The organism is Candidatus Dependentiae bacterium (assembly GCA_020431705.1).
Classification (GTDB): domain Bacteria; phylum Babelota; class Babeliae; order Babelales; family Vermiphilaceae; genus JAGQHQ01.
Genome location: JAGQHQ010000005.1, coordinates 52,724 through 66,495, shown reverse-complemented (window position 1 = coordinate 66,495; position 13,772 = coordinate 52,724). Strand labels below are relative to the sequence as shown.

The following is a 13,772-nucleotide window of genomic DNA, read 5'->3' as shown; positions in this document are numbered from 1 at the left end:
TTTTAACATCTTTTTATCAGCGAGATTTTCCTTTTTTTACAAAATTATTTCAAGATTTTAATTTTGGGATAGGTTCTTATATACTAGTATCGTACATTATTTTGCACCAGTATCTTTATTAGTATTCACTTTCTCATAAAGACGTGCAAATGGTTTACGTAGCGTCATACTCTCTACTTGCCATATATAACCAGTAATAATAACATGCTCTGGAATAAGAGGAGAGCTGCGTAACAGTTCAATTTGTTGTTGACATGTTTTATCAACATCCGCAAACATGCCGATCCATTTTTCAAAATTTGCCTTTTGATTTTCTATTTTCAATTCTGGTAATGCAGGATTAATATGAACTTTTTCTAAATCATGATCTTTACTAAGCGCTTTAACTAGAGTACCTCCCAGCGCAGACATCATACCGCACTCAGTATGATTAACAATAATTATTTCTTTCGTATTGAAAAAGTTTGTAGTCAACATTGCCGAACGAATAACATCATCAGTTACCAATCCGCCAGCATTGCGAAACACATGCGCATCGCCAAGACGAATACCTAGCGCTTCATCAACAGGTAGTCGCTCATCCATGCATGCAACAACCATTAATTGACGATTATTTGGAATACCTAATTGACGACGATGAGCCCACTTTCTACGCTGCTCTATTTCCCACTCAACTTGCATATTTACCATTTAACTCTCCCTTGAAATAATAACGAAACAAATACTAAAACTTGTATGCCACGTTGAACTCAAGCATATGTTGCCTCATCTCAAGCTTAACCGCTCCAAGCCCAAAGTTTGAAACACCGGATGTTGAATTGTTGAAAGCATGTATATACAAAAGATCAATACTCGCTTTATCATCTAGCTGATAACTTATTCCAAACATAAGATGATGCTTATGAACTGCCGGACTGATAATATTAAAGTCAATATCTGAACAACCCTTGAATGGTGCATCCCCATAAGAATATCCAGCACGACACACAAGTCTCTCAATAAACATTAACTCAAAACCAACCCTATAAATCGATATACTACTCCACCCAAAACCCGGCCCACAATCAGAACCAAGTTTGTGCTTTATTTCTGGCGCACCAAGATTAATTGGCAAGCCAAAGTTTTTTATCGAATTGTTTAGTGCACGAATTCTACCAAAAAATACTCTCTGATAATCAAAAAAAATACTGCATCGATCCCAAATATCTGTTACAGCAATCCCTAAGCTTAAAATTTCTGGTACATGTAATTTACCTTTTTCAGCAATTATTCCTTTATAAAGATCATGCCGAGCATTGTATATTTTTGTAGAAAAAGCTCCGCCAATATAAAAACGCTCTTTGAATCTTCCTTGATATCCCATTCTAAATCCTACACCACCCGATATATCATGTTTATTGTTAGTAACACAACCTGGAAATTCAGAAAAAGTACTATTATCTAACGTTTGCATGCCCTTAATTTGTATAGCTTGAAAATCGATTAATGCAGAGATACCCAAAGAATGATCTTGATCTTCAGCATCCTCTACAAAAATAAATGAAAACGTTGGCGCTCCAATAATTTGCAACAAATTCGCACCCAATGAGCCGGTACCAAAAATAGGATTATTTTTCGGATAATTTGTATTAAAACCATTGGCGTAAAGAGCAAACCCTAAAGACATATCATCATTAAACATATAATTAAACCCAAAATGAGGAATAGTAAAGATATTATTCCCACTTACTCGAGAACCACCAGCATTGTTCGTCATTTCTGATCCGGTAAAACAATATTTTCTAGGAGGAACAAAAAACTGAACCCCTCCATCCGCTCTATTGCCCAAACGTACCATACCTGCAGGATTGGTAGCTCCTATAAGCGTCTCGTCTGCATATGCTGTTGTGGCGCCGCCTCTACCTAGTGCTCGTGTACCAAAACCAGGCCCAAAGTAACCATTTGTTGCCAGAATTGTCTCTGTATAGCCAATCAAGATTAACAATAAAAATACAAATTTATTATTTCTCATAGTTATATAAACATCCTATCGATATCAAGATGGCCACTATTTGTATTAAAAGAATCGCTTTACATTAGAAAATTAAAATAAATTGAACGGTAGTAAGTCAATAAACTTACTAACTAATTCTTTTATAAACCAATACATACTGTTTGCCATACGGTCCGTCATATATTTCTTTATCGGCAAAACCTGCTTTTTTGAATGCTTTATAACTTCGCACATTCATCACATCAACATGTGCCGTACAAAATGTTTCAAGCACATTTTCAAAATACATTTGCGTAATTAAATCGATAGCTTCTTTAAAATATCCCTCACCCCAATATTGTTCATTTAACCACACGTATAATTGACCTTTAAACTGATACATCGGCCGAATTTCAATTGCACCAATCAGCTTTTTTGTTTTGTTTTCTAGTATTGCATAAACACATATAGCGCCATTTTCTTGAACATCAACTTTGCTACTTTCAAGACACTCTTTTTTTGTTTGCTTTGATGAAATATACAACGTATGCCTAACAACATCCGAAAGTTCTTCTAAATACGTAGCAATATCTCTTTCTTTAAGAGACGCTATAGTAACCAAATCCCCAGAACAAGTTTCACACTTCATTTAAACTCCTCCCCTTCTGCCTTTGCTCTTGTGTTCTTCGTAACTTTTAACGTGATTTTACTTATTTTTTTAGATTATCTTTTTGATAGCTTCAATAACAATAGTAACGCTATCCTCGACCCCTAAATCTTTACTGGATCGCAATCCTACCGTTCTTATCTTTGTACCATAATGTGGTGCAACCCAGGCATCACTGATTTCAAAATCGAGACCAGCACAATGAAGTATTGCTAATAGCGTATTTTTGTGAAAAAAAAATAAATCTTTTACTTTTTTTTCTACTTTTATTTCTAACCCAACAACAAAATTCCAATACACCAGATATGTTTTGCTGACATCAGTTTTTTTTGTATCTTTTCCTTGAAGACTACAGAAATCATTAATAATAAGCTGATTGTTTTCTTTATCCAACTGCACGTTTCTTTTCATCTGAATACCACGTCGTTGATACAAATCATGCATACACATAATTTCCAAATTATTCCTATTCTTTTCTGGTCTCCACTTATTCTCAGAAATTGGCAACACAAATAATTTTTCATCAACAGCAATTGGTTCGTTATTTAAAAAAAACGTATTATGATGTACATAACTGCGAAAATAATTTCGCCAATATACTGATGGTGTATATACATAACTTCCCGGATCAATAAACAATTGCATACCATTTATTGCAACAGTAATACTTCCAACATCGGCATGATAGTGCCCATTTGGTTGTTTTTTTTGATACGCATGTTGGCGCAGTGTTATATGCCATTTCTTTGTTTTTATAATTGATAAACCAAACTTTTGATAATGTTTTACCTCTTCCAACTTTGCTCTTTGATATTTCGACTTCTCCGAGGCTACATCGGAAAAAACACCAGACATATTAATACAATATTTTTTCGATGGAATAAGCCCCCCTAGTCCATAAAACAACACTTTTCCAGAATCATCATCACCAATTGTTATCAATGTACCATCATACGGTGTACACCACTCAATAAATTGAAACATTCGCATTAATTTTTCTTGATATGATTTTGGTAACTCAAGTTTAAATGCTCTGCACAATAAATAAAAATGATAAAACATTTCGATTATAAATCGGTGATATGCAGTAGAACCCTCATAATCAGTCCCCTCATCAAAAACTTGTTTATCCCATTCGCGTAAAAATTCTGAATAACACCAATCACGCTTTTTTTCTACGCCAATCAGATCTTGAAAGAACCAACACAAATAAAAGTAACCAATCAAATTTGAAAGATAATGATTTGATGTGCGCCCATCATACAGCTCCCAATTATTTTCTAGATAAATCAAGTGATTGTACAAAGATTCAGTAATTTGCTTTGTTGGGAAAAAGTAATACGACGCAATAACCCAGTTAACCGATCGCAATCCTACTTCCATAGGGCACATCCAATTAATACCAAACAAATAAGGATTATGCTCTATCCAATCATGAATCTGTGCATAAAAACTATCGGCATATTTTTGCTCGCCAGTTAATTCATACACACGCCCCAAAACAAAAAAATGATAACAACGAGAAAGTTCCCAGGGTACCTTTATATCTTTTGATAACCTATCTATAGATTGATTAGAATTAAGAATAAGATTTGGACGATCTTGATAAAAAATATTTTTGTCAAATTGGTAAAAATCAAAATGTTGTAGATCACCACTCTTTTTATGTTGCGCTTTTAATCTAAAATCAGTATGCCATGGTATCGTTGTAAAATATTGCATACCTGAACCAAGCACATCAAAACAATTTTGCACAAACAAATCCGCATCAGCAACAATCTGTTTATCCGGAACATATTTATACAGCTCAGGTAAAAAAGAAAGCTGATGCCTTTTTTGTTCAATACAAAACTGATCAAAGCTTTGTGTGTAAACATGTTTTTTTGTAATATCTTGCCATGTGTACGCAGCTGTTCCATTGTAAGCTTTTTTTCGCCAATAGGATCTAAGATATGACTCTTTTATTTTTCTAACAGTACGAACTGCGGATTGTTGTAAGCCTAAAGAATTGATGCGTCTGACATAATAAACAATTTCTTCTATCATAATCGCTTGAGGCTACTGCCCAGCAAACTATTTGTCTAGTACCGTACTAAATCATCCATCAAAAAACTTCTTGAACCGTAGGAAAAATGTTATTTTAGTTGTGTTCCATTAGGTACAGGGTTACCCGGCATCATCATTTGCAAATTACCTCGGCCATCATCGGCAAGCAACATCATACCCTCTGAAATCATGTCCATCATTTTGCGCGGTTTTAGGTTCACCACAAAAACACCTTGTTTATTGATCATGTCTTCCGGCATAAAATATTTACGAACACCAGAAAGAATTTGACGCACACCATACTGGCCACAATTCACAGTCAGTTTTAATAATTTTTCTGATTTTTCTACAATCTCACATTTCATAATTGTACCAACCACAAGATGTACTTTTGCAAAGTCTTTAATATCAATGACATTCTCATTACTCAATCCAAAAGACTTTTTTTCTTCTGTTTTTCCTTCATAATTGGGCCTGTCCTTCGTAGCTTCAGTGGAGTAAGGCTTTATAAATAATGGCTCTTCAGTTTTATGTAACATAAATTCCTTATTCCACATACCAAGCTCAAGTTTCTCTATTGTATTATTTCTCAAATCAAACGCAGAACCAAGAGCTTTTAGCAACTCAGGCATCTTGTGCGGCATCGTCGGCCACAGAATAATAGCAACAACATACAATGAATGGCACACCGCACTTAAAGCTTCATTAAACAAATCCTTGTCTATTTTTGCCAGCTTCCACGGTTCCTGCAAATGAAAATACGCATTGACACTACTAATATACTTAGCAGCACGAGCAAGCGCCATATGGAATAAATACTCATCCATATATTCATGCACATCTTCTAGCATATTCAAACATTCATCACGCAAGTCAATGGCACCTTTATGCCAAACTTCAGGTGCTTTAATATCAAACACTTGATTTTTTTCTGCTAATGCAATAGTACGATTTAATAAATTACCCAGATTATTTGCTAGATCAGTTGTAATCACTTCTTCAAGATGCTTAATGGTAAAATCACCATCTTGTGTAATTGCCATATGGCGTAATAAATAGTAACGCACCTGATCTGGACCATAGGTAGTATACAATTCCATTGGATCAACAACATTACCCAACGATTTAGACATTTTTTTATTATTTGTTTTAATCCACCCATGCACCAGAAGTTGTTTTGGCAATGGTAAACCAGAAGCAAGTAAAAATGCTGGCCAATAAACGGCATGAAAACGTACAATGTCTTTACCCATTACATGCGTATCTGCAGGCCACCATTTTTGGAAATCACTTTGGCGATATTTATTACCATATCCAACAGCAGTAATATAATTATTCAATGCATCAGCCCACACATATGAAACATGTTTTTCATCATCAGGAAATGGAATTCCCCATGTCACAGTTGTACGAGAAATACTTAAGTCTTTTAAGCCCTCTTTCACAAAATTAATGACTTCATTCGCGCGTGCTTTTGGCACGATAAAGTTTGGATTATCCTTGTAAAATTTGAGTAATTTATCTTGGTATACAGAGAGTTTAAAAAAGTAGGTCTCTTCTGTAACATACTCAGTTGGCCGCCCACATGAAGAACATAACGGACTATCTTCTTGAGATGTTATAAATGTTTCACATGGTGTACAATACCAGCCTGTATACTCGCCTTTATAAATGGAACCTTTTTCTTGTAAGTATTTGAGCCATTGTTGCACTGCTTTTACATGATAATCATCAGTAGTACGAATAAAATAAGAATATTCGATGCCATATTTATGCCATGCATCCTTGTATGCACCAATAAAACCATCAATAAACTCTTTTGGTTCTTTACCTGCTTGCTCTGCTGCTTGCGCAACTTTTTGCCCATGCTCGTCTGTACCAGTTAAAAAAAATACTTCTCGACCCTGTAATTTTTTCCAGCGTGCTATCACATCAGCCAACAATGTTGAATATAAAGAACCCAAATGTGGTTTTGCAGTTACATAATAAATTGGTGTGGTGACATACCATTTTTTACTCATTAATATCCCGATATATTACAAATCACTTGACTCAGTAGCCTTTTCAAGTACCTCTTGAATAGAATCTAACAATGCATCACTTAATACAATTCCAGCAAGTCCAGCTACAATCATCGCAGAACCACCAACCAAGCTGCACACTTTATTTAGAATACCTTTTGAAGTTTTACTTATCAAATAAGTACCACCACACGTGATACCTAAGCTCGCCACAATAAGCGCTACTTGCTTGACAGTATGCGAATCAGAAAATGAATCTGCGCATATTTTTTGCACCATCACACACAACAACGAAAGGCACAACAAAACTCCCGTAAATTTTTTTCTCATAGGGCACACACCTTTTATTACTATATGTTCTTAATATGGCACTAGTATATCGTTTTCTACCCCGCAAGCAAAGAGCTTTCTATCTGTTTTATAAGCACAATATAAAAAAAATTAGTATATCCTTGCGCGATAACTGAACATGGATTTACTATAAAAACATGATCATCAGTAAAGGGTAAGGGGGCAGACATGAAAAAGGGATTCACGATCATCGAATTGATGATCGTTGTTGCTATTATTGCTTTTCTTGCAATGATCTCCATTCCAAGCTTCACCAAATTTTTAGCAAAATCAAAACGAGCTGAGGCATATATGAACCTACATTCATTATATGCAGCACAAAAATCTCATTGGGCACAACATGGCAATTATTCGACAATTCTAAGCGGTAATGAAGGTATAGGCTGGAAACCGGAAGGTTATCATGGTGGCGGTGTAGATGAAAACTTCTATTATACATATGGTTTTGCAAATGGATCTGAAGGTACCAACTATTTTACCGGTAAATTACAAACATCACACACTTATTTGAATAAAGCGCATGCAAATCAAAATGAATTCTTGATTATTGCTGCTGGTGACATTCTTGGTAACGGCAAACCAGATATTTTATCTGTTGACCATCATAATAAAATTACTTTTTTGCAAGATGCGCTTTCTCAATAGTAATATGGAAAAAGTAAATGCACGGGTGGCTTAAAAGCCACCGCTTTTCATAGCCCTTCAAAAGTTTATTGATTTTTAATGTACTCCCTAATTTGGCTTTCATTCAGCTGTCCTGATGTTTCAGCAAAATATCCATCTGCCCAAAAACTTTTACCCCACAAGAATTCTTTTAATTCAGGAAATTCTTCGCGAATTACTTTACTGCTCATTCCCTTGAATAGCTGAACCATTTTACTCACACTTACTTCAGGCCTCATCCGAACAAGAACATGTACATGATCAGGTTGAATATTTAGTTTCCACCTATTCATATCTGCACATTCGTCCAGCAGTTCTTCAATTCGTTTTGCTATTCTTCCTCTTAACATTCTCTTTCTGTACTTTGGAATCCACACTAAGTGATACATAAGCCTATGCGTTGTTTGCGATCCTTTCCAATATTTACTCATATTGTCCAATATGCCATTTTTAGTGTGCATTCGCAAAAGTTTTTAACTTTTACTCATATCCGCCCACTAAGGGAGACCATTCATCCCCGGCCTTAAAAGGCCACGGTTTTCTGGTCACGGAAATAAAGTTGATAACTTTCAAACGGATGGATTTAAATATTTCTGTTTTAATTTAAATAACAACATTCCAATATTAAATAATAGGATTAACAATCAAGTAACAGACATTAATAATAAAAAAAATAAAACATTTCTATCTTGGTTGTTTTTAAAAATAAGAAAAACTGTTAAAGCAAATACTTCTCTAAAAAAGGACAAAATTAAATATTTTGGTGTTTATAGTTTCTATAAAAAAAAGGGGGGAATGAACTAAATGTTCTATTTTATATAGATTATCTTAATTCAAGCAACAGACGCTCATATCTCACCACGGATGATGCAATTGTCTACATAGGCGAAGAAATTAAGGTTAACATTACAATACAATTTAATATGGATGGAACATTTAACGTAAAAATAAAACTTCCAAAAGAAACAACGCAAAAAAATGATTTTATTGATTTTCTTATTAAAAATTTTGATATCACTAAAATATACAACACGATCGAGAATTTACATAAAGATATTCATTCTATAAGTAAAAAATTCAAACAAGATAAAAAAAATAATGGATCGATAGATACTTCAGAAACAATAGGCAAAAAATTGAAAATAAATAATCATAACAAAAACAATATATACAATGGTGGCCCTACAGATTAAGGATAATATTCTTCATGTCTAAAAAATTATTATTTATATTATTAACACTTGCTATTTCTCACAGCCTTGTGGCCATGAAACATGAATATACACCTGTAGAAAAAGCCTTTCGAGAAGAATTTTCTATAACACCATCAAAGCCTTTTACTCAAGTCGCTAAAGCCGTATTGGGATCAGGTCTTGTAGCAGGCGGCGGATATCTTCTTAAAAAGAACTTAGCAGGCATACATGCTATTCCAACAGAATTGAGTGTGCAAGCTAAAATATGTGGCGCAGCAACAGCAGTATTTTTGGGTCTTGGTTTATTAGCATGGGTCAAGCCAAACCATTTTTGTAAGATCAAAAAAGAAAAAAAATTTAATGATTTAGTAACAAAAAGTATGGGTGGTACCAATGCAGGATATCATATAAATTTTAAAGTAAATGCAACAGAATATATCAAAGATATTAATGCTGGTGGCTCTTTGTTTAATTTAAGTAAAGATAATAATAAGTGTATTTATGATCAAAGTACAAATGCGATTAAAGGAATTAATGATAAATTTAAAAATAGTATAAAAATTATTAGCGATAGAAAAAACAAAACCTTTTTACCTTGGCTTTTTTCTAAAATAATAAGAAGTAATACAATAAAAGATCAAGCTGAAAACTACTTAATCATAAAGAATTATTTATATAATTTGATTGCTCTATATAATTTCTATGAAAAAAAAATTGCTGAGCAAGAAGAACAAAATAAAGAACAAAATTCTGCGCTTTATCCTTTTTTCTTTTTTAACACCCAAAATACAGATGCCATAATGACAATAGAGTTCGATATGAATGGCATGCTGCGTATTATAAAAGCAAAAAAAAAAGACGCAACAATCCCAGTAAATAAAAACAGAAAAAAAATAACAAAACAAAGTAGCAATCTTGATACTTTAATCCAAGCGGTTACAAATATTAAAGATCAAAAGTATAATTGCATCACAGCTTGGCACGAAGATGTACGTTCTGAAGTTGAAAAAATTCAAAAAGCAGCAGCGGCTAAAGAAAACAACGTAGTAGAAAAAGAAGTAAATGAAAAAAAAGAGAATCTAAATAGTGTTTATTCAAGCGTCGTAAGTAGTGATTCGAGCAAAAAAGTAAATGAAGAAAAAAAGAATACAGATGGTGATTCAAGAGAAGAAAAAGAATGTAAATATCTTTTATTTAGCATAAGAATGAGATATAAAGTTATGATGCGTTTCAACAAAAAAGTATATACAGAAGCAATAAAAAAAGCAAAAGAATATAGAAAAAAAGCAGCAGAAGCAAAAACAGCGTATGGAAAAAAAACAGCATATGCAAAAACAGCAGCAGAAGTAAAAAAAGCAGCAGAAGCAATGTTATTATTAGCAGCAGCAAAAAAAGCAAAAGTAATAGAAAATGCAGCAACGAGAGCATTATTAGAAGCCGTAAAAAAAGAAGCAAAAGCAAAAGCAATAGCACTAAAAAAAGAATCAGAAGAAACAAAAGAAGCCGAAGCAAAAGCAATAAAAGCAAAAGAAATAGCACTAGAAAATGCCGCAGCAGTAGAAAAATCAGCAGAAAAAATAATAAAAAAGGCACAAAGGGCAACAGCTAAGAAAAAACAATATAAAAAAAATAATAAGAAATTGATAAGTACTTCAAAAACAACAGGCAAAGAATCAAAAATAAGACAACTCAAAAGAAAAGCAGCAAAAAATAAAGCATTAATTAGTAAAGAAAAGTAAAGTAACATCGATTTTAAGCCGTGTGGCTTTCGAGCCAATGATTTGGCGCATTCATACCAAAGTTTAAAACCTATGGGGTGTTCTGCGCAAGATAAATAAAGCAATTTTTTAAAATTGGACCAACGTTTTTTCCTTTCAGCAACGCTTTGAAAACTGATCCATCAATTGCTATCCACTTCATCATTTCACAATTTTTTCTTTGGTATTTTTTCAAAATTTTTATATAAAAGTTATGGAAAGTCTCGTTTTTTGATGAATTTTTAACATTTTTTTATCAGCGAGATTTTCCTCTTTTTACAAAACTATTTCAAGATTTTAATTTTGGGATAGGTTCTTAATTTGCTTTTTTGATTTTTTTATATAATCGATTACAAGTTTATCGTTTACTATATTGAAAGATAGATCGGAGAGACTTTTAGCGATAGATAATAGAGTTGTTTGAGTCTTTTCGAGTTGTTGTACTATTGAAGGTTCTAATAATCGTTGTACTACTTCATCATTCACTGTTTTTATTAGCGGATTTAAATTTTCTATTATGGTAGAAAGTAAGGTAACAAGGATGGCTGTGTTGAAGAGGGTGCTTCTAGTGAACTCAAGAATTGTTTGTATATTAGATAATACATTAATAAGACCTTTTTTTGTTGTATTTTGTGATAGACTATATTGAATTTGTTTGACTAATGGGTTACTTTCATTAGTTCCTAGGCTAATTTGTTTCCAGTCTTTTGCTATATTATCGAGCACGCGGTCGAATATAATAAATGCTGTATTGGTATTTCTTATTGGATCAGAAAGCTTTTTTGAAGAAAGAAGTGCGTGAATATTTTGTATACCTTTAAATTTATCGGGCAGTGTTTTGACGAGCTGGAGAGCTTGTTTTGCTTTTTGTATAACTGTTTGTTGTTCTGATTGCGATAAATCGGTGTGAACTTGTTGTTTAATCATGATTTCTATAGCTGGTTCAATATTTTGTAATCCACTCATTTTAATTAAAGCACTTGTACCAGAGCTTATTTTTTTGAAGCATTTGCTCATGTTGTGATTAAGTTCTTTGATTGAGTTTTCTATTTCTTTACTTGAAAAACGAGAGATGATATTAGTTACATTCTTTGTGTTATCAATTAAAATAGAGAGCTGTTTTGCCAGATAGGCTATTTTTTCTAAAATGTTTTTATCGTTCAATAAGATCTCGAAAGTATATATTACAAATCCGAATCTTTCTAGAGATTCGATATAATTGGATTTTCCACACAATGATTTAATGTATTGATGTTCTGTTGTTTCTAATTTGTATTTTTCTAGTATTTTTTTGCATTCCGGAGTAAGGGGTGTTTGAAAGGTAAGTTCTTTAAAAATTTTAAAGTCTTCTAGTAGTATAGTGATTATTGCATTTACTTTTTCAATGTTTAGTTTTTCTAAAAATGTGTATATATCTTTTTTTGAGTCGAAAATAGATTGGAATACTGCTGTGCTTTTTCCTATAGTAGTCGTTACTGGTGTTTCTTTTAGTTTTGCAAGCTGTCTCATTTGCATCCAAAGATTTTTTGCCTGTTGAGTAATGGGATTCGTGTATCTACGCCAGCCATCCATGGAGATTGATAAGCGTGAATAAATCAAAAAGGCTAGAATAGCTAAAACAACAATAGCTTTTTTTGCGTGCTTCATACTCAGCTCAATATAATTGTTTTGTTATTTATCTTATTTGAAAGAGTAATATATCATGTGAGTGAGAACACAAGAGTTTTATTAAAAATATGTTATTCGTCTGTTTATTTTTATCTATTAAACTCTTGCAACATGTATTGAAACCTTGCAACGCTACAATTCTGTAAGATATTTTTTGCTCTGTGTAAAAGAAACAGGTTATAAATAATGTTGCTAAGTTTGATAAATAATTTATTTGGTTACGCTTTTTTTTATTTTTTATGTGTTCCATTTTTTGTTTATTCTTTTTTTGAAAGCCACATTTCAAAACCTACAATTAATTCTTTTCATAAAAATAATTCTTATTATCGTCTTTTATCTGATAGTTTTTCTAGTTTTTGTATAGAACAAAAAAGTACTGTTATTGCCCCAAAAACAAAATCAAAAAAGCATTCCGATCATTATATAATCCCTTGGAAAAAAGAAAATGAGCAGATATCAGCACCACCATCATTAATGGGAAAACAAATGGGTGTTGTTGAAACACCTGGTGTACCTCCTTTGGGCTATGAGCTTGATGGTAATATTAAAATTTTTAGACTCATTGCACAGCCAATCGAGCATCTAATTGTTGATGAAAAAAATCGACGGTAGCTCATCTTATACCTGAACAAAACAAGGCTTCTCATTCGATGCATCATATTCCGCGATATCAAATAGTTAAGTGCTGGGGTTATAATGGAACAACGCCTGGTCCAACAATTGAAGCAACTGAAGGGGACAGAGTACGTATTATTGTAAAAAATGAACTCCCTGAACCAACATCTATACATTGGCATGGTATAGAGCTTCCTAACAATCAAGATGGTGCAGCTCCTGAAACAGCCCAACCTATTATGCCAGGAGAAGAATACACGTATGAGTTCACTCTTTATCAATCTGGTACTGTTATGTATCACTCTGGATTTAATGTGATGCGTCAGGATCATATGGGGCTTAATGGAACTTTTGTTATTCATCCTAAAACATATGAAACAAAAATTGATAAAGATTTTGTGATTATGCTTCAACAATGGGCAATCTTACCGGGAAGTGATTATGTTAATCTAATTACTATGGATTTTAATTGGTTTACTTTTAATGGTCGAGCAGCTCCTAACATTCCTGTTTTAACGGTTAAACAGGGCGATCGTGTTCGTATTAGATTTAGTAATGTTATTATGGATAGTCATCCAATTCATCTACATGGATATATTTGGACGCATGTAGGAACTGAAGGAGGGCCAGTTCCATTATTAGCTCAAACAAAAGGCTCTACAATCCTCGTTTCGGCTGGTACTACCCGTGATGTAGAATTTACTGCATGGAATGCTGGTATATGGTGAATACATTGTCATAAGCTTCATCATATTGTGAATGCCCATGCTGAGGTTCCAATGGGGTACATGGAACATGGGGGTATGTTTACGCTTCTTC

13 protein-coding genes are annotated in these 13,772 nt (G+C 33.3%); 5 read left to right on the top strand and 8 right to left on the bottom strand.

The genetic code is table 11. The features are described from left to right. Positions 1 to 96: 96 nt before the first annotated feature. From KC460_02460 to KC460_02435, 6 genes are all read right to left on the bottom strand, one after another. Positions 97 to 690, bottom strand: coding sequence for a carbonic anhydrase (locus KC460_02460; GenBank protein MCA9770210.1), 594 nt, complete (start codon positions 688 to 690; stop codon positions 97 to 99). A gap of 34 nt (positions 691 to 724) precedes the next feature. Beyond that, the gene (locus tag KC460_02455; protein ID MCA9770209.1) at positions 725 to 2,011 is read right to left on the bottom strand and encodes an outer membrane protein transport protein; all 1,287 of its coding nucleotides are present in this window, start codon (positions 2,009 to 2,011) and stop codon (positions 725 to 727) included. Between the two features lie 109 nt (positions 2,012 to 2,120). Continuing rightward, entirely contained in the window at positions 2,121 to 2,621 is a 501-nt protein-coding gene (locus KC460_02450) for a GNAT family N-acetyltransferase (GenBank protein ID MCA9770208.1), read from the bottom strand. Positions 2,622 to 2,690: 69 nt separating this feature from the next. After that, a complete protein-coding gene (locus tag KC460_02445; GenBank protein ID MCA9770207.1) occupies positions 2,691 to 4,685 on the bottom strand; it encodes a heparinase II/III family protein in 1,995 nt (664 codons plus the stop codon). A gap of 89 nt (positions 4,686 to 4,774) precedes the next feature. Continuing rightward, complete coding sequence (gene metG / locus KC460_02440) at positions 4,775 to 6,706, bottom strand: methionine--tRNA ligase (protein MCA9770206.1); 1,932 nt, start codon at positions 6,704 to 6,706, stop codon at positions 4,775 to 4,777. A 15-nt stretch (positions 6,707 to 6,721) separates the two neighbouring features. Then, entirely contained in the window at positions 6,722 to 7,036 is a 315-nt protein-coding gene (locus KC460_02435) for a hypothetical protein (GenBank protein MCA9770205.1), read from the bottom strand. Positions 7,037 to 7,225: 189 nt separating this feature from the next. Between KC460_02435 and KC460_02430 the strand changes: the two genes are divergently transcribed. Beyond that, positions 7,226 to 7,702: a prepilin-type N-terminal cleavage/methylation domain-containing protein gene (locus KC460_02430; protein MCA9770204.1), complete on the top strand. Its 477-nt coding sequence runs from the start codon at positions 7,226 to 7,228 to the stop codon at positions 7,700 to 7,702. A 65-nt stretch (positions 7,703 to 7,767) separates the two neighbouring features. On the opposite strand, the gene tnpA is transcribed toward KC460_02430, so the two are convergent. After that, positions 7,768 to 8,151 (bottom strand): IS200/IS605 family transposase, encoded by a 384-nt coding sequence (gene tnpA / locus KC460_02425; GenBank protein MCA9770203.1) that lies wholly within the window; start codon positions 8,149 to 8,151, stop codon positions 7,768 to 7,770. Between the two features lie 492 nt (positions 8,152 to 8,643). Here tnpA and KC460_02420 point away from each other — a divergent pair, with 492 nt between their 5' ends. Next, a complete protein-coding gene (locus tag KC460_02420) occupies positions 8,644 to 8,913 on the top strand; it encodes a hypothetical protein (GenBank protein MCA9770202.1) in 270 nt (89 codons plus the stop codon). 14 nt (positions 8,914 to 8,927) lie between these two features. After that, positions 8,928 to 10,652, top strand: a complete 1,725-nt coding sequence (locus tag KC460_02415) for a hypothetical protein (protein ID MCA9770201.1) — start codon at positions 8,928 to 8,930, stop codon at positions 10,650 to 10,652. A 315-nt stretch (positions 10,653 to 10,967) separates the two neighbouring features. Here KC460_02415 and KC460_02410 read toward each other — a convergent pair whose 3' ends face one another. Continuing rightward, positions 10,968 to 12,317, bottom strand: coding sequence for a hypothetical protein (locus KC460_02410; protein ID MCA9770200.1), 1,350 nt, complete (start codon positions 12,315 to 12,317; stop codon positions 10,968 to 10,970). 207 nt (positions 12,318 to 12,524) lie between these two features. Between KC460_02410 and KC460_02405 the strand changes: the two genes are divergently transcribed. Both KC460_02405 and KC460_02400 read left to right on the top strand, forming a co-directional pair. Further along, entirely contained in the window at positions 12,525 to 12,950 is a 426-nt protein-coding gene (locus tag KC460_02405; GenBank protein ID MCA9770199.1) for a hypothetical protein, read from the top strand. A gap of 38 nt (positions 12,951 to 12,988) precedes the next feature. Continuing rightward, a complete protein-coding gene (locus tag KC460_02400; GenBank protein MCA9770198.1) occupies positions 12,989 to 13,681 on the top strand; it encodes a multicopper oxidase domain-containing protein in 693 nt (230 codons plus the stop codon). Positions 13,682 to 13,772 lie beyond the last annotated feature (91 nt).